The sequence below is a fragment of the Nocardia wallacei genome, assembly GCF_014466955.1.
Taxonomy (GTDB): Bacteria; Actinomycetota; Actinomycetes; order Mycobacteriales; family Mycobacteriaceae; genus Nocardia; species Nocardia wallacei.
The window spans coordinates 7,738,195-7,753,506 of sequence record NZ_AP023396.1 but is presented as its reverse complement, the minus strand read 5'-3'; the positions used below and the strand labels follow the sequence as shown (position 1 = coordinate 7,753,506).

Below are 15,312 nucleotides of genomic sequence, written 5' to 3'. Positions count from 1 at the left end.
CTCCGTTCTCGAATCGACGGGTCACTCGACCCACAGGGACCAGGTCCCCGACCCTCGTCCCTCGCAGACTAGAGCGTGGCCGTCGGTGGTGCGGGCGGTGGTGTCGGTGCCGGGGATGCATTTCGTTCCGCCCTCGTGCACGGCCGTCGTCACCGTGTACGGACCGGCCCAGCGGTAGCCGCTGCCGCCTCGCAGGCACAGCAGCGTACCGCCGTCGGGCGCGGCGCCGATGCGACCGGCGTCGGCCTGGGTGCAGGTCTCGCCCTTGGCGACGGCGGGCGGTGCGGCCGGCGCCGGGGTGGCGGCGGCGGTGGTGGTGGGCGGGGGCGCGGAAGCGGGTGCGGCCGTGACGGTGACGACCGTGGTGGCCGACGCCGGCGTCGGGTCGCTGCGCAGGACGGTGCGCGGCACGGTCACTCCGGTCAGCACCAGCACACCGGCGAGGACCACGACCTCGAGCATTCCGATCAGCAGCGCGAACATGGCCATCGCCCGCCCGCGCGGATGCCCGAACGAGATGAGCCCGAACACCAGCGCCACCGGAAACAGCCCGAGCAGCGCGGCGATCAGCGCGATGATCGAATACGGGTTGACGATCGGCGGGACCTCCACCCGTAATCGTCCCGTCCGCCGCCGGCTCTGGGTGTTGTCCCAGCGCTCCGCCGGACTCTCCCAATATTCGTCCTCGGGCTCGGACGCCTGGGCGCGGCGTCGGTTGCGCGCGGCCTCCCAGCGGTCCTGGCCCGGCTCGGCTTCCGGCGCGTAGCGGCCATTGGGCGTGCCGGCCCAGCGGCCGTCGTCGATCGGCGGCGCGGGCGCGCGGCGGGGCTGCTGGTCCCAGTAGTCGTCGTCGGGTTCGGTCCGCGGGGCGCGGCGGGCGTCCCAGTCCTCGTCGGGTTCGGCCACAGGCCAGCGCTCGTCGTCCGGCGCCACCGGCCGGGGCTCGGGCTCCGCGGGTAGCCTGCGGACCATAGAAGTTCCTCTCACTTACTCGTGCAGGAACCTCGACAAGCGGACCCGCCCCGATACCCAGAAGGATAGGGGGCCGCCCAGCAGCCGCAACCGGTGGCAGGTCAGCGCCTCACAGGGACGCCACGCACACCACGAACTTCCGCTGGTTGTAGACGAAGCCGCGATCGCCGGTCGAGCAGTCGTTGACGTTGGCGGTGCCCTGCTTGATCTCCACCACGCGCACCCCCTTCGCGGGCCGGGTGCCGCACTCGATCGGCTTGGGGGTGTCGCTGCTCATGTCCATGCAGCCGCCGACCACCCAGTTGATGTCGAGGCACAGCGAGCCGGCGTTGGGCTCCGCGGCGGTGTAGGACCGGTCGACGTCGGCCGGGCACCGCCTGGCCGGATCGGCCTTGTCGACGACCTTGTAGCTGGAACCGGTGCTGCCGCAGGTGGTCTTGCTGACGGCCGGGTCGCCGCCGCCGAAGGCCACGCAGTCACCGACGTTCAGTTCGATCTCGGCCGGGTCCTTGCGCAGCGCGGCGTCCTTGTTGACCGCGGGCGCCGCCGTGGGCGCCGGTTCGGTCGGGGACTCCACGGCGTTCGGGGCCACGAGACCCGGTTGTCCCTGCGGCGTCGCGCTCGGCGTGGCGGTGGTCGCCGCCTGCGTCCGCACGGGGGTGGGTTCGTCGTCGCCCGTCAGCGACAACACGGCGGCGGCGAGACATGCCGTCGAGAGCGCGGCCGCGATGACGAAACCCGCCAAAGTGAATCCGGCATGGATGCGTCGGCGCGACACGTGCCATCCTCCAGTGTGTCGGCTTCGAACCATCACTGGCGAGATCCGAAGTGTGAGAGTGCAAGTCGAAGACACGTAGTGCATACACCAAACGAGGCCCCGCGTCGAGTCGAAGGCGCGCAAAGGTCACAATTCGGCAACGAAGCGCCGCCGCATCTCGCCAATCACACCCTCCGGCAACAAGAGTCGGGCGCTGTATGTCGCCGACCGGGCGCACCAGGGCTCGGTGTGAATTAAGAGTATAAAAAGGATATCAGAGGATGAAGCTCGGCAGGCTCGCCGCCACCACCCTCATGGCTGTCGTCGCCGTGGGCATCACAGCGGGAACCGTGAACGCCACACCGTCGTCGGCCCCCACTCGCGAACTGACGTCGTCGGGCGTCGATCAGGGCGTCGCCTATCACTCCACGCTGTCCGAGGACGAACGCGTGCTCACCACCACGGTCGACGGCGGCCGTTTCGAAACCGTCGACAACGGCAGCAAGGTCGCGCTGCGCTCGGCCGCGGGCGACGTGATCGCCGAGGTGCCACTGACTTTCGAGGTGCGGGGCAACCGCCTGCCGGTGGCCCAGCAGATCAGCGCCGACGGCCGCACGCTGGCCCTGACGCCGGACGCCAAGGGCGCCGACATCGGTGAGCTGCAGCCGGTTGATCCGATGAGCCGCCTCGTCACCGAACTCAACAACAACGTCGTCGGCATGGTCGCTGGCGGGCTGATCGGCGGCCTCATCGGCGCCGTGCTCGGCATGTTCTTCCTGAGCTGGCTGACCGGGCCGATCGGTCTGCTGGTCGGCGCGCTGGCCGGTGGCGCCATCATGGGTGGTCAGCCCTTCATCGATGCCCTGATGGGTGTCGTGGCCGGGTAACCCCGCAGCACACTAGTTCTCGTCGATCGGCTGCTCGCCGACCAACGCGATCCGGACACTGAGCAGCCACCCGGCGAACCACAGCAGCAGGCGGTCGTAGTTGTCCAGCCCGGCGTGCGCGGGGCGGCGGCGCACCACCGCGTGCCGGGCGGGCGCGGCATGTCGCGCGCGCCCCGACCGGGTGGCGGTCGTGCGGGGCAGCACCCGGCGTCCGGGCGCGGGTGCGTGCCGGGGAGTGCGCGCGGCGCGGCGGGCCGCGTGCCGTGCCGGTGCGCCGTCGCGAGTCTCGGTGAGCCGCACCACCGTGCGGCCGTTCTCCCGGGCGATCACGGCATGGCCCGTTCGTCGAGCACGCAGCGGCCCTGCTCCACCAGGACGGTGCGGGCGCGGCGGCGGACCCGGCAGGTGTCCACGGTGCAGTCGATGTGCAGTTGCATTGCGGCGTGGGCCTGTTCGGCGGTGAGAACGCCGGGATCGACGCCGCAGCGCAGTAATCCGGCGACCGGCAGGTGCAGACTGGTCAGTTGCATGCCGGGACCCCCGCCACGGCGCGCCGGGAGCGGCGGCGTGGTGGTGGCGCCGGATCGTCCCAGGGCCGCTGGTGAATAGCCATGCCGACGGCTTCGAGCGGGGTCAGGCCGAATTCGTCGGCGAGCCCGCCGACGGCGTCGAGCAGCGGCGGCACCACCTCGGCAACCTGCAGTGCGGCGACCGCCTGTGCGCCGGTCAGGGTGCGACCGGGAAGGTAGGACACCACCCAGCTTTCGTGTCCGACGCTGCGGGCGCGGTGCGGCGTTAGGTCGCTGGTCATCAACGACGACCCGATGACGTGTACAGCCATGACTCCTCGTTCCTGCGTGCGATTCCAGATGCTGTGCCGTCGCTGGCACACTTCCAGCATCCCGCAACTGGACAGTTGCCAAGCCCGATTTGGATATCCACAGGGAATTCGCGCGAATCTCCAGCAGCGAATCCACCTGGGGGAGCAAGATTCTCCATAGTGGACGAAAGGCATCCGAGAGAACGGAGTGCGCTGTGTCTGAGAATTCTGTGGCCGCGTCGTCGACCCTCCCCCGTCGCCAGCTCGGAAGATACCTGCGGGACTGGCGAACTCAGGCCGGGCTGACCATCGCGGAGGCCGCCCGCCTGATGGAGTGGGGCGCCAGCACGCTACAACGGCTCGAGAAGGGCCAGGCAGATCGTATCCGCACCATAGACATTCAGGAGCTGTGTCGCATCTACGGCATTCCGGACGACATCGCCGAGGGCCTCAAGGGCCTGGCCCAGCAGGCGGCCGTCAAGAGCTGGTGGCACGCCTACGGCGACCTGATCCCCGAAAACTTCGATGTCTATGTGGGTTTGGAGGCCTCGGCGCAGCGCCTGACCTCCTACCAGTCCGAGTTGGTGCCGGGCCTGCTACAGACCGCCGAGTACGCCCGCGCACTCAACGGGCTCGGCTATCCCGACGACAGCGAGGCCGAACTGGAGCGCCGCGTGCAGTTGCGACTGCAGCGGCAGGCCTTGATAACTCGCAAGAATCATCCCGCGACAGTGGATGTCGTACTGGGAGAATCGGTCTTGCGCCGCGTCGTCGGAAGTACGAGGGTGATGTCGGCGCAGCTGCGGCACTTGGCCGACCTGAGCACTAGGGACAATGTCACGCTGCGCGTCCTGCCCTTCGCGGCCGGTGTCCCCCTGGGTCTTTCGACCGGCCCGTTCGTGATCCTCGAATTCGGAACCGACAGCAAGGGGCAGCCGGTGGAGCCGCCCGTGGTGTACGTGGAGGGCTTCACCGGAGATCTGTATCTCGAAAGACAAGGTGACGTGCGGCGGTATCGGCGGGCGCACGAGTGCCTGTTGCGTTGCGCGCTGGACGTTCCCGCGAGCAGGCACCTGCTGCGGCAGGTCGCCAAGGAGTACACGGCATGAGTGGGAGCGCTGTGCGCGAGCACGCCCCCGCTCGGAAAGGACGCAGGATGAGCAGTGAGTTGGTCGGCGCCCGATGGTTCAAGAGCAGCCGTAGCGGCGCGGGCAAGGAGTGCGTCGAGGTCGCGTTCCTGGCCGACGGGCGCGTGGGCGTCCGGGACAGCAAGAACCCGGGCGGGCCGGCGCTGATCTTCGGTTCCGACGAGTGGGCCGGATTCGTCGACGGCGTGCGCGGAGCCGGAATCGGCCGCGCCTGACCATCTCTCGGGCGGGTCGTTGCCGGGCGCCGGCGGCGGCCCGCCCGGCATCGTCCGGCGGCGCCGATTCCACCCCGGGTGAGCAGCCGGAAGAAGATCACGAATCGGCCGCCGTTGTGCAACGGAAATATGTTTGCCCACGCAATGAACGGGTATCCGACATTTTGTGGACCGTGGGCTCAGGAACACCTCTTCCCGGTACCGCAAACCGCTCCCCGGCGATTGGGTGGAACGCCTGATCGTAGGCATGCTGTTCGTGGTATCCGCGGTGGGTGTGTATATGTTGACCGGGGCCGTGCTGCCGGCGTTATTGGTCGGGCTGCTGGTCGCGGTGGTCGCCATCGGCGTGGTGACCCAACTCTGAGGCTCGCGTCGTAACCTCCGGCCCGCCCGGGCCCCCGATCGAGCCCGGGCGTTCCGCTCGCCGAAAGGTCGTGCGGCCTACCGGCGGAACAGTTTGTTACCCAGCCAGACGATCGGATCGTATTTCCGATCCACCACGCGCTCCTTCATCGGGATGAGCGCGTTGTCGGTGATCTTGATGTGCTCCGGGCACACCTCGGTGCAACACTTGGTGATATTGCAGTAACCGAGGCCGAATTCCTCCTGCGCCATATCCCGGCGGTCGGCCACGTCCAGCGGATGCATTTCCAGTTCCGCGATTCGCATCAGATAACGGGGCCCGGCGAATGCCTCCTTGTTGTCCTCGTGATCGCGCACCACGTGACAGGTGTTCTGGCACAGGAAACATTCGATGCACTTACGGAACTCCTGCGAGCGTTCCACATCGCGCTGCTGCATGCGGTACTCGCCGGGCTTCAGGTCGTCCGGCGGTGTGAACGACGGGATCTCACGCGCCTTCCGGTAATTCAGCGACACGTCGGTCACCAGGTCGCGGATCACGGGGAAGGTGCGCAGCGGCGTCACCGTGATCACCTCGTCGGTCGTGAAGGTCGACATCCGCGTCATGCACAGTAGCCGCGGGCGGCCGTTGACCTCCGCCGAACACGATCCGCACTTGCCCGCCTTGCAGTTCCACCGCACCGCCAGATCGGGCGCCTGGGTGGCCTGCAACCGGTGGACGATGTCGAGCACGACCTCGCCCTCGTTCACCTCGACGGTGAAGTCCTGCAGCTCGCCACCCTCGGTGTCGCCGCGCCATACTCGGAACCGGGCGTCGTAACCCATTGCTACGCATCCCCTTTCGCGGAGGCGGTGGCCGCGGGATGGGCGGCGAGTTCCTCCGAGGTGTAATACTTTTCGAGCTCACTCAGGTCGAACAGAGCGAGCAGGTCGTCGCGCATCGGCACCTGGTCCACCGGTGTCACGGTCACCGCGGGCACGGTCCGGTCGGCCTCGGCCGGGTCCACCCGGCACACCAGCAGCTTGTGCCGCCAGGCCGGATCCATCTGGGGATGGTCGTCGCGGGTGTGCCCGCCGCGGCTCTCGGTGCGCAGCAGCGCCGCCTGCGCGACACATTCGCTGACCAGCAACATGTTCCGCAGATCCAGGGCCAGGTGCCAGCCCGGGTTGAACTGCCGGTGACCCTCGACGGTGACGCTGTCGAAGCGCTCGCGCAGCTGGGCGAGCTTCTCGATCGCCTCCTGCAGCTCGTGCTCCTTGCGGATGATGCCGACCAGGTCGTTCATGGCCTGCTGCATGTCGGTGTGCAGGGTGTAGGGATTCTCGCCCGCGCCGCTGCTCGGCGGATCGAACGGCGCCAGCGCGGTTTTCGCGGCGGCGGCGAGATCACCGTCGGTGATCGCCGGGCGTTCGCCGCCGAGCCGCTCGACGTAGGTGGCGGCGCCCAGCCCGGCCCGGCGGCCGAAGACAAGCAGGTCCGACAGCGAGTTGCCGCCGAGCCGGTTGGAGCCGTGCATGCCGCCGGAGCATTCACCCGCGGCGAACAGGCCCGGGACGGTCGCGGCGCCGGTGTCCGGGTCGACCTCGATCCCGCCCATCACGTAATGGCAGGTGGGCCCGACCTCCATCGGCTCCTTCGTGATGTCCACGTCCGCCAGCTCCTTGAACTGGTGGTGCATGGACGGCAGCCGCTTCATGATCTCCGCGGCGGGCAGGCGCGAGGCGATGTCGAGGTAGACGCCGCCGTGCGGGGTGCCGCGCCCGGCCTTCACCTCCTCGTTGATCGCGCGCGCCACCTCGTCGCGGGGCAGCAGATCGGGAGTGCGGCGCGCGGAGTCGTTGTCGCGCAACCACTGATCGGCCTCTTCCTCGGTTTCGGCGTACTGCCCCTTGAACACCCCGGGGATGTAGTCGAACATGAAACGCTTGCCCTCGGTGTTCTTGAGCACCCCGCCGTCGCCGCGCACGCCCTCGGTGACGAGAATGCCCTTCACACTCGGCGGCCAGACCATGCCGGTCGGATGGAACTGCAGGAACTCCATGTTGATCAGCGTCGCCCCGGCCCGCAGCGCCAGCGCGTGGCCGTCGCCGGTGTACTCCCAGGAGTTCGAGGTGACCTTGTAGGACTTGCCGATTCCGCCCGTCGCCAGCACCACCGCGGGCGTCTCGAACAGGATGAACCGGCCGGACTCCCGCCAGTAGCCGAACGCGCCGGAGATCCGGTCGCCGTCCTTGAGCAGATCGGTGATCGTGCATTCGGCGAACACCTTGATCCGCGACTCGTAGTCGCCGGTCTCCTTGAAATCCTCCTGCTGCAGCGAGACGATCTTCTGCTGCATGGTGCGGATGATCTCGAGGCCGGTGCGGTCGCCGACGTGCGCCAGTCGCGGGTAGGTGTGGCCGCCGAAGTTGCGCTGACTGATGCGCCCGTCGGCGGTCCGATCGAACAGCGCCCCATAGGTTTCCAGCTCCCAGACCCGGTCGGGAGCCTCCTGCGCGTGCAGTTCGGCCATGCGCCAGTTGTTGAGGAACTTGCCGCCGCGCATCGTGTCCTTGAAATGCGTCTGCCAGCTGTCCTTCTCGTTGGCGTTGCCCATGGACGCCGCGCAGCCGCCCTCGGCCATCACGGTGTGCGCCTTGCCGAACAGCGACTTGCACACCACCGCCACCGACAGGCCGTGCTCGCGCGCCTCGATCACCGCGCGCAGGCCGGCGCCACCGGCACCGATCACGACGACGTCGTACTTGTGCCGTTCGACTTCAGGCATGGAACCGAATACTCCTGGGAGACAGAGGGAGAGGCTGAGGTTTCGGGGAGCGCGCGTCAGTCGACGAAGCGCAGGTCGGAGATGGTGCCGCTGGCGACGAGCATGACGTAGAAGTCGGTGAGCACCAGCGTGCCCAGCGTCGTCCAGGCCAGCGCCATGTGCCGGGTGTTCAGCTTCGACACCTGCGTCCAGAACCAGTACCGGACCGGATGCGCGGAGAAGTGCTTGAGCCGTCCGCCCGCGATGTGCCGGCAGGAGTGGCACGAGAGCGTGTACGCCCACAGCAGCACCACGTTCAGCAGCAGCACCAGATTGCCCAGCCCGAACCCGAAGCCGCCGGACTTGCCGTGGAAGGCGACGATCGCGTCGTAGGTGTTGACCACCGAGACGACGCACGCCACATAGAAGAAGTAGCGGTGCGCGTTCTGGATGATCAGCGGAAGCCGGGTCTCCCCGGTGTATTTCGCGTGCGGCTCGGCCACCGCGCAGGCCGGCGGGGAGAACCACACCGCCCGGTAGTAGGCCTTGCGGTAGTAGTAGCAGGTCAGTCGGAACAGCAGCAGGAACGGCAGCACCAGGAACCCGAGCGGGATCCACACCGGCAGCGCGCCCACCCAGTGCCCGAAGTGGGCCGAGCCCTCGACGCACGAGGTGCTGACGCAGGGTGAGTAGAACGGCGTCAGATAGTGGTAGTCGGCGACCCAATAGGCCGAGCGCACAAAGGCTCTCACGGTCGCGTAGATGATGAACGCGCTCAGCCCCAGCACGGTGATCAGCGGCGGGATCCACCATCGGTCGGTGCGTAGCGTCCGGTCGGAAATGGCCGCGCGGGTCGCGCTGAAGACTCCCGTGCCCGGTTCGGGTGCGCGTGTCGGTGCTGCGTTCACTGCAGGATGCCTCGCTGATCTACCCCGTGGAACGTCATCGTTACCTCCGGCATCGAATGTGATGGTGAGCACCATACGGCACCCCTGCTATGACCCGCGCCCGGTCCCGGCAATATCGGTCCGCCCGAACGGCTATGATTTGCGCCACATTTTCTGATCATGTCGCGTGGCGGTCTCGACAGTGAACCGTAAGCAAATCTCACGAACTGTCCTGGATCACACGGCCTTTCGGCGCATGTCCGGAATCCGGTGGTTCCACACCGCGTCGGCGCTGGTCCCGACGTCACATACCAGCAACAACGCTGTGGTGGGCTGCGGATCCGGTGGGTCCGGCGGATGCCCGGCAGCGAATGCGATCACCGCTGTGTGGCGGTTAGCTGCCGGCAGCGCGGCGCGAGAAGGAGAGAGTCGATGAGGAGAGCGGCGATCGTGTCGCCGGTGCGCACGCCGAGCGGGTTCGCCGGTGGCGCGTTGGCGGCGCTGCCGCCGGGACGACTGGCCGCGGCCGCGATCGCCGGTGCCGTCGGTCGCGCGGAACTCGACGGCGCCCGCGTCGACGAGGTCGTGCTGGCGGGCCCGCCCGGTCTCGCCCGGCTCGCCGCGCTCGACGCCGGATTACCGTCCGCCCTGGCCGGTTTCGAGGTCGGGTCCGCGGACGGCCTGGCCGCTCTGATCGTCGCCGCCACCATGGTGCACGCCGAGACCGCGGCCGTGGTGGTGGCCGGGGGCGTGCACGACACCGTGCCCGCCGAGACCGCGCTCGCCGCCGTCGATCCGGCGCACGCCGAGCGCCTGGCCGGGCGATATCACCTCACCCGCACCGAATCCGACGAGTTCGCGCTGAGCAGCCACCGCCGCACCGCCCGCGCCTGGCGGCAGGGGATCTTCGACGCCGAGATCGTCCCGGTGGTGGCCGCCGCGCCGGACGAGTTGCGGCACCGAACCGAAAGTGCCGTACCGCATCTTGTGGGTCGCGACGAGCAGTCGCGCGCCGATGTGTCGACCCGTGCGCTGACCAGCGCGGCCCCGCTGCTGCCGGACAGCGTGCTCACCGCGGCCGCCGTGAGCGTGCCCGCCGCGGGTGCCGCGGCCTGCCTGATGGTGGCCGAGGACCGGCTGATCGACCTGGCCCTGGAGCCTCTCGCCTACATGACCGACTGGGTGGCCGCGGGCACCGACGGCAGCATGCCCGCCGTCGCCGCGGCCGTCGCGAAGCTGTTGTCGCGCAACGGCCTCTCGTTCGACGACATCGATCTGCTGGAGATCGCCGAGCGGTCCGCGGTCGAGGTGCTCGCGCTGCTCCGCCACTTCGGTCGCCACGACCTCGGCGCGGTGAACGTCAACGGCGGCGCGCTCGCGCTGGGTGACCCGGGCCTCGCGGCCGGTGCGCGGATGACCGCCACCCTACTGCACGAACTCGCCCGGCGCGGTGGCGCGTACGCGCTGGTCGCGGCGGACTCGGCGGCCGACCGCGGCGTCGCCGTTCTGTTCGAGTCGTCCGCCGCGGCTCCGCCAGCGAATACTCCCAAGGGCGCCCGATTCCACGGGTTGCGCAGCCGCCGCTCAGGCCGTCACCGCGCCTGAGACAACACCGCCGCGCCCGGACTCCGCCGGGCACGGATTCCGCCGGGCACGGATTCCGCCGGGCACGGATTCCGCCGGGCACGGATTCCGCCGGGCACGGATTCCGCCGGGCACGGACTCCGCCAGGCACGGACACCGCTGCGCACGGACACCGCCGGGCGCGGGGCGGCGCCACGCGGAAAACCACTCGAGCGCGAGCCGGAAGCCCGGCCCGCGATGGGGCGAGCTACTACTTGGTGCGGGGGCGGGAGTGGAAGCCCAAGCCCTCGTCCTGCGCGCCCATCCAGGCGGCCTCGTCGGACTTGCTGTCCGGGACGTAGATGACCTCCTGCTCGCGCCGCGCGGCGATTTCGGGCGGGGGCGACTTCTCGAACTCGTCCGCATCTATGGTGAGCCGCTCAAGGTCGTTCTCCAGCCGCCGTACGGAGTTGGCGTCCCCGTAGTGGGACCGCAGTGCGCCGAGGCATTGCCGGAGCTGGCCCACGGCGAAGTGCAGCTCAGCAATCTCGCTGCGTGTCATCGAAACCTCCTCGAGCCTGTGTGACAGACCGCACATCGTGATCTACAACACAGTACGTGATCTTCGGCGCGAGCGCTCGTCCCGATCCGAAAATTGCTCGTTTCAGCCCGCCGCGGCATACGCCCGAGCACGGTCGGCGCCGAGGGCCCGTTCGACCAGTGTCGCCACCGCGGCCGCGACCTCCTCGGCGCGTTCGAGGATCACGCTGTGACCGGCGCCGTCCAGTCGGACCAGTTCGGCGCCGCTGAGCTGCGAGGCCAGCACCACCGAATGCGCGAACGGGATCATGATGTCGGCCGACCCGGCCAGCACCAGCGTCGGCAGATCGGCCAGCAGCCGCAGGGTCGCGGTCTCGTCGAAGCGGATCAGCGAGTCGAGGAAGCTGGTCATGGTGAGCAGCGGCGTGTCGTTGAGCATCGCGGTCGCGATCGCCGCCAGATGCGGGCTCGCCCGGCGGCCGCCGGACTCGGCCTCACGCACCAGCGGTTCGAAGATCCGGTGCGACAACCGCTTCCAGGTCTGCATCATCCGCGGCGCGCGACGCACCGCGGCCCGCAGCGAGCTGACCGCGTGCCGATTCAGCAAGCGCGCCGGGCCGACGGTGGTCAGGCCACCGGCCGCCGTGGCCAGCAGTCCGATGCCGACGACGCGCGAGCCGACCGTCGCCGGGAACAGCCGGGCATAGACCAGCACCACCATCGCGCCCATCGAATGCCCGACCAGCACCACCGGGCCGGACGGGGCGACGGTGCGCAGCACGGCGTCGAGATCGTGACCGAGCTGGTCGATGGTGTAGGTGTCCGGATCGGCCGAGCCCGACTCGCCGTGCCCGCGGTGGTCGTAGCACACCATGCGGATGCCCTCGCCCCACTGCCGCCGCAACTGCTCGCGCAGCATCGACCAGGATTCGGTGCGCAGGCAGTGGCCGTGCACGAAAACCACGGTCAGCGGCGCGGTGTCGGAGCCGAACACGCGCGCGGCGAGTGGCGTGCCGTCGTCGGCGGTGACTGTGACGCGGTGGCCGTCGAGGTCGGCGGCGCGAAGTGCGATGGTGGACATCACGTCTCCCGGGAAATCCGTACGTACCCGGTTGTCGATAGGGATTTCCAGCGCGTTAACCGCGCGAACCTGCCGTTATGTACCCGATGCTGAAACGGTGCGCCCCGCGCCTCTACCGGCGGGTAACAAAGCCTCCTACACTCGAATGTGATTCTGATCACGTCCGATGGAGGACAGTATGACGGCCACCGCGAAAGTAGACGCCACCGAAGAACAGGCCCGCGCACTCGTCGAAGAATCCCGCGAAACCACTTGGGCGAAGCCGTCTTTCGCTAAGGAGATGTTCCTCGGCCGGTTCCGGCTCGATCTGATCCACCCGTATCCCCGGCCGTCGGAGCAGGACAGCGCGAAGACCGAGGCATATCTGGAGCGGCTGCGCGCCTATGTCGACACCATCGACGGCGCCGTCATCGAGGAGACGGCGAAGATCCCCGCCGAATACGTCCGCGGCCTGGCCGAACTCGGTTGCTTCGGACTCAAGATTCCCGAAGAGTACGGCGGGCAGGGCCTGTCGCAGGTCGGATACAACAAGGCGCTGATGGTGGTCGGGTCGGCGCATCCCAGCCTGGGCGTGCTGCTGTCGGCGCATCAGTCGATCGGAGTGCCCGAGCCGTTGAAGCTGGCGGGCACGCCGGAGCAGAAACGCGAGTTCCTGCCGCGGTGCGCGCGCGGCGCGGTGAGCGCCTTCCTGCTCACCGAGCCCGATGTGGGATCGGATCCGGCCCGCATGGCGTGCACCGCGACACCGACCGAGGACGGCGAGGCCTACCTGCTCAACGGCGTCAAATTGTGGACCACCAACGGCGTGGTGGCGGAACTGCTCGTCGTGATGGCGCGGGTGCCGCGCAGTGCGGGACACCGCGGCGGCATCTCCGCCTTCGTGGTCGAGGCCGATTCACCCGGCATCACCGTCGAGCGCCGCAACAGCTTCATGGGCCTGCGTGGCATCGAGAACGGCGTCACCCGCATGCACGACGTGCGAGTGCCGAAGGCCAATCTGGTCGGCCGCGAGGGTGACGGCCTCAAGATCGCGCTCACCACGCTCAACGCCGGTCGGCTCGCGATTCCGGCGCTGTGCACGGCGGCGGCCAAGTGGTCGCTGAAGATCGCCCGGGAATGGTCGGCCGCCCGGGTGCAGTGGGGCCGCCCGATCGGCGAGCACGCCGCCGTCGGCGCGAAGCTGTCCTACATCGCGGCGACGACCTTCGCGCTCGAGGCGGCGCTGGATCTGTCCGGCACCATGTGCGACGAGGCGCGCAACGACATTCGCATCGAGGCCGCGCTGGCCAAGTTGTGGGCCTCGGAGATGAGCTGCCGCATCGCCGACGAGCTGGTGCAGATTCGCGGCGGACGCGGTTACGAGACCGCCGCGTCGCTGCGGGCGCGCGGCGAGCGGGCGGTCGCGGCCGAGCAACTGGTTCGAGACCTGCGCATCAACCGGATCTTCGAGGGCTCCAGCGAGATCATGCGGCTGCTGATCGCCCGCGAGATGGCCGACGCGCACATGGCCGCCGCCGGCGCCCTGGTCGACCGCAACGCGGAATTCAAGGACAAGGCGAAGGCGGCGGTGGGCGCGAGCGGCTTCTACGCCAAGTGGTTCCCGCAGCTGGCCGTCGGCGCGGGCTCGGTGCCGGCGACGTACGCCGAGTTCGGGCCGCTGGCCAAGCACGTCCGGTTCGTCGAGCGGATGTCGCGCAAGCAGGCCCGGTCGCTGATGTACGCCATGGGTCGCTGGCAGGCGAAACTCGAGTACCGGCAGGGATTCCTGGGCCGGATCGTCGATATCGGCGCCGAACTGTTCGCGATGGCCGCGGCCTGCGTCCGGGCGCGGGCGCTGCGGGCGGCGGGCGGCGCGGAGGCCGCGGCGGCCGAGGAACTGGCCGACACCTTCTGCAAGCAATCGCGGCTGCGGATCGAGCGCCTGTTCGACGAGCTGTGGGACAACACCGACGACGCCGATACCGCGGTCGCCCGCGGGGTGCTCGACGGCCGGTACCAATGGCTCGAGCAGGGCGTGTCCGATCCGAGCGAGGGCACCGGACCGTGGATCGCCGAATGGCAGTTCGGCCCGTCCACCGAGCAGAATCTGCTCACGCCGTTCCTGCCGTCCACCCGCCCGGGCGCGACGCCGTAGCGCAATCTTCCTATATCTAATCTTTCGACTAGATATAGGAAGTTTTATCTCGAGAGTGCTAACGACTGCTGGCCGCTACGAATCTGCGCAGGTCGGCGGCGTACGCGTCGGGCCGATCCATGGCGATGAAGTGATGGCCCGCCGGATTGTCCGCCGGCCAGTGCGCGATCTTCGCGGTGCGTTCGGCGAGCCGCCGGACGCCGGGCGGGCCGCTGTAGACCCCGGTCGGCACCGCCGCCGAACCCCGCGGCCAGGCGAAGCCGATGCTGTCGTAATACGGCCAGGCCGACGTGCCGAACGAGCGTGTGAACCAGTAGATGCTCAGATTCGTCAGGAAGGCGTCGCGGTCGATCGCGTCGGCGAGCGGACCGGCGGCGCTGAAGTCGTGGAACTTCTGCCACATCCAGGCCAGCGCCGCCACCGGAGAATCGCTCCAGCCGAAGTCGAAGGTCTGCGGCGCCGACCGCAGCAGCGCGTGGTGGTCGACGCCGGTCACCCAGTCCGCCGCCATCATGGCGGTGTAGGCCGCGTGCTCCGCCTCGGTCAGCTCCGGGACGTCGGCCTCGGTCGGAAAGCCGAGCCCGCCGGTGATGTACAGGCCCGCAACATGTTCCGACGCCGCGTCGGCCAGCGCCGTGGCCACGTAGCTGCCCAGGTCGCCACCCTGCACCAGATAGCGGTCGTAGCCGAGCCGGGCCATGAGCCGTGCCCACATCGATGCGACGCGCTCGACGGTCCAGCCCGTCTCGCGCGGCGCGTCCGAGCAGCCGAATCCCGGAACCGACGGCGCCACCACGTGAAATGCCTGCGCCGCCGGATCCTCGGGTTCGGTCAGTAGCCCGATCAGGTCGGTGAACTCGGCGACGGAATTCGGCCATCCGTGATTCAGCACCAGCGGTATCGCGTCGGGGTCCGCGGAGCGCACGTGCAGGAAATGCACTGCGACGCCGTCGATTTCGGTGCGGTATTGCGGAACCTCGTTGAGCCGCCGCTCCGCCGCGCGCCAGTCGAACTCGCTGCCCCAGTATCGAGCCAGCTCGCGAATCTCCTCGACCGGCACGCCCCGGCTGCGTGCCGGACCGGGAAGCTCCGCGGGCCAGCGGGTCTCGGCCAGCCGCCGACGCAGGTCGGCCAGCTCCGACTGCGGGATGTCGATGTGGAAGGGTTGAATCTCCGTGCTGCTGCTCATGGAGGCAAC

General features: G+C 69.0%; 17 protein-coding genes. 6 read left to right on the top strand and 11 right to left on the bottom strand.

The window, feature by feature from the left end:
* Positions 1-21: 21 nt before the first annotated feature.
* Positions 22-972 carry a DUF4190 domain-containing protein gene (locus NWFMUON74_RS34840; RefSeq protein ID WP_187685918.1) on the bottom strand — a complete coding sequence of 317 codons (951 nt, stop codon included), beginning with the start codon at positions 970-972 and terminating at the stop codon, positions 22-24.
* A 109-nt stretch (positions 973-1,081) separates the two neighbouring features.
* Positions 1,082-1,750: an LppU family putative lipoprotein gene (gene lppU / locus NWFMUON74_RS34835; RefSeq protein ID WP_187685917.1), complete on the bottom strand. Its 669-nt coding sequence runs from the start codon at positions 1,748-1,750 to the stop codon at positions 1,082-1,084.
* Between the two features lie 260 nt (positions 1,751-2,010).
* On the opposite strand from lppU, the gene NWFMUON74_RS34830 reads away from it, so the two are divergent.
* Positions 2,011-2,616, top strand: coding sequence for a DUF8020 domain-containing protein (locus tag NWFMUON74_RS34830; RefSeq protein WP_187685916.1), 606 nt, complete (start codon positions 2,011-2,013; stop codon positions 2,614-2,616).
* Between the two features lie 12 nt (positions 2,617-2,628).
* Here NWFMUON74_RS34830 and NWFMUON74_RS34825 read toward each other — a convergent pair whose 3' ends face one another.
* The 3 genes from NWFMUON74_RS34825 to NWFMUON74_RS34815 are packed head-to-tail and all read right to left on the bottom strand — an operon-like array spanning position 2,629 to position 3,457.
* The gene (locus NWFMUON74_RS34825; RefSeq protein ID WP_187685915.1) at positions 2,629-2,946 is read right to left on the bottom strand and encodes a hypothetical protein; all 318 of its coding nucleotides are present in this window, start codon (positions 2,944-2,946) and stop codon (positions 2,629-2,631) included.
* Positions 2,943-3,146: a hypothetical protein gene (locus tag NWFMUON74_RS34820; protein WP_187685914.1), complete on the bottom strand. Its 204-nt coding sequence runs from the start codon at positions 3,144-3,146 to the stop codon at positions 2,943-2,945. The genes NWFMUON74_RS34825 and NWFMUON74_RS34820 overlap by 4 nt, the downstream gene beginning before the upstream one ends.
* A complete protein-coding gene (locus tag NWFMUON74_RS34815) occupies positions 3,137-3,457 on the bottom strand; it encodes a hypothetical protein (protein WP_187685913.1) in 321 nt (106 codons plus the stop codon). Before NWFMUON74_RS34815 ends, NWFMUON74_RS34820 begins: the two co-directional genes overlap by 10 nt.
* Positions 3,458-3,651: 194 nt before the next feature.
* On the opposite strand from NWFMUON74_RS34815, the gene NWFMUON74_RS34810 reads away from it, so the two are divergent.
* From NWFMUON74_RS34810 to NWFMUON74_RS34800, 3 genes are all read left to right on the top strand, one after another.
* On the top strand, positions 3,652-4,545 hold the full coding sequence (locus NWFMUON74_RS34810) for a helix-turn-helix domain-containing protein (RefSeq protein ID WP_187685912.1): 894 nt from the start codon (positions 3,652-3,654) through the stop codon (positions 4,543-4,545).
* Between the two features lie 47 nt (positions 4,546-4,592).
* The gene (locus NWFMUON74_RS34805) at positions 4,593-4,799 is read left to right on the top strand and encodes a DUF397 domain-containing protein (RefSeq protein ID WP_187685911.1); all 207 of its coding nucleotides are present in this window, start codon (positions 4,593-4,595) and stop codon (positions 4,797-4,799) included.
* A 226-nt stretch (positions 4,800-5,025) separates the two neighbouring features.
* Positions 5,026-5,163, top strand: coding sequence for a hypothetical protein (locus NWFMUON74_RS34800; RefSeq protein ID WP_232110752.1), 138 nt, complete (start codon positions 5,026-5,028; stop codon positions 5,161-5,163).
* 77 nt (positions 5,164-5,240) lie between these two features.
* Here NWFMUON74_RS34800 and NWFMUON74_RS34795 read toward each other — a convergent pair whose 3' ends face one another.
* Genes NWFMUON74_RS34795 through NWFMUON74_RS34785 form a run of 3 tightly spaced genes read right to left on the bottom strand, consistent with a single transcriptional unit; the run spans position 5,241 to position 8,817 of the window.
* Positions 5,241-5,987 carry a succinate dehydrogenase/fumarate reductase iron-sulfur subunit gene (locus tag NWFMUON74_RS34795; RefSeq protein WP_187685909.1) on the bottom strand — a complete coding sequence of 249 codons (747 nt, stop codon included), beginning with the start codon at positions 5,985-5,987 and terminating at the stop codon, positions 5,241-5,243.
* 2 nt (positions 5,988-5,989) lie between these two features.
* Positions 5,990-7,930: a fumarate reductase/succinate dehydrogenase flavoprotein subunit gene (locus tag NWFMUON74_RS34790; RefSeq protein ID WP_187685908.1), complete on the bottom strand. Its 1,941-nt coding sequence runs from the start codon at positions 7,928-7,930 to the stop codon at positions 5,990-5,992.
* Positions 7,931-7,986: 56 nt separating this feature from the next.
* On the bottom strand, positions 7,987-8,817 hold the full coding sequence (locus NWFMUON74_RS34785) for a hypothetical protein (RefSeq protein WP_187685907.1): 831 nt from the start codon (positions 8,815-8,817) through the stop codon (positions 7,987-7,989).
* 411 nt (positions 8,818-9,228) lie between these two features.
* Between NWFMUON74_RS34785 and NWFMUON74_RS34780 the strand changes: the two genes are divergently transcribed.
* Positions 9,229-10,401: a thiolase family protein gene (locus tag NWFMUON74_RS34780; protein WP_187685906.1), complete on the top strand. Its 1,173-nt coding sequence runs from the start codon at positions 9,229-9,231 to the stop codon at positions 10,399-10,401.
* Between the two features lie 229 nt (positions 10,402-10,630).
* Here the strand turns inward: NWFMUON74_RS34780 and NWFMUON74_RS34775 are convergent, their stop codons facing one another.
* A complete protein-coding gene (locus tag NWFMUON74_RS34775) occupies positions 10,631-10,921 on the bottom strand; it encodes a hypothetical protein (protein ID WP_187685905.1) in 291 nt (96 codons plus the stop codon).
* Between the two features lie 102 nt (positions 10,922-11,023).
* On the bottom strand, positions 11,024-11,980 hold the full coding sequence (locus NWFMUON74_RS34770; RefSeq protein WP_187685904.1) for an alpha/beta fold hydrolase: 957 nt from the start codon (positions 11,978-11,980) through the stop codon (positions 11,024-11,026).
* Positions 11,981-12,158: 178 nt separating this feature from the next.
* On the opposite strand from NWFMUON74_RS34770, the gene NWFMUON74_RS34765 reads away from it, so the two are divergent.
* Positions 12,159-14,114, top strand: coding sequence for an acyl-CoA dehydrogenase family protein (locus NWFMUON74_RS34765; protein WP_187685903.1), 1,956 nt, complete (start codon positions 12,159-12,161; stop codon positions 14,112-14,114).
* A gap of 58 nt (positions 14,115-14,172) precedes the next feature.
* On the opposite strand, the gene NWFMUON74_RS34760 is transcribed toward NWFMUON74_RS34765, so the two are convergent.
* Positions 14,173-15,303: an epoxide hydrolase family protein gene (locus NWFMUON74_RS34760; RefSeq protein ID WP_187685902.1), complete on the bottom strand. Its 1,131-nt coding sequence runs from the start codon at positions 15,301-15,303 to the stop codon at positions 14,173-14,175.
* Positions 15,304-15,312: the final 9 nt, after the last annotated feature.

Coding starts and splice junctions, on each gene's coding strand:
- NWFMUON74_RS34840 (WP_187685918.1), bottom strand. CDS start 972: ATGGTCCGCAGGCTACCCGCGGAGCCCGAGCCCCGGCCGGTGGCGCCG.
- NWFMUON74_RS34830 (WP_187685916.1), top strand. CDS start 2,011: ATGAAGCTCGGCAGGCTCGCCGCCACCACCCTCATGGCTGTCGTCGCC.
- NWFMUON74_RS34820 (WP_187685914.1), bottom strand. CDS start 3,146: ATGCAACTGACCAGTCTGCACCTGCCGGTCGCCGGATTACTGCGCTGC.
- NWFMUON74_RS34815 (WP_187685913.1), bottom strand. CDS start 3,457: ATGGCTGTACACGTCATCGGGTCGTCGTTGATGACCAGCGACCTAACG.
- NWFMUON74_RS34805 (WP_187685911.1), top strand. CDS start 4,593: ATGAGCAGTGAGTTGGTCGGCGCCCGATGGTTCAAGAGCAGCCGTAGC.
- NWFMUON74_RS34795 (WP_187685909.1), bottom strand. CDS start 5,987: ATGGGTTACGACGCCCGGTTCCGAGTATGGCGCGGCGACACCGAGGGT.
- NWFMUON74_RS34790 (WP_187685908.1), bottom strand. CDS start 7,930: ATGCCTGAAGTCGAACGGCACAAGTACGACGTCGTCGTGATCGGTGCC.
- NWFMUON74_RS34780 (WP_187685906.1), top strand. CDS start 9,229: ATGAGGAGAGCGGCGATCGTGTCGCCGGTGCGCACGCCGAGCGGGTTC.
- NWFMUON74_RS34775 (WP_187685905.1), bottom strand. CDS start 10,921: ATGACACGCAGCGAGATTGCTGAGCTGCACTTCGCCGTGGGCCAGCTC.
- NWFMUON74_RS34770 (WP_187685904.1), bottom strand. CDS start 11,980: ATGTCCACCATCGCACTTCGCGCCGCCGACCTCGACGGCCACCGCGTC.
- NWFMUON74_RS34765 (WP_187685903.1), top strand. CDS start 12,159: ATGACGGCCACCGCGAAAGTAGACGCCACCGAAGAACAGGCCCGCGCA.
- NWFMUON74_RS34760 (WP_187685902.1), bottom strand. CDS start 15,303: ATGAGCAGCAGCACGGAGATTCAACCCTTCCACATCGACATCCCGCAG.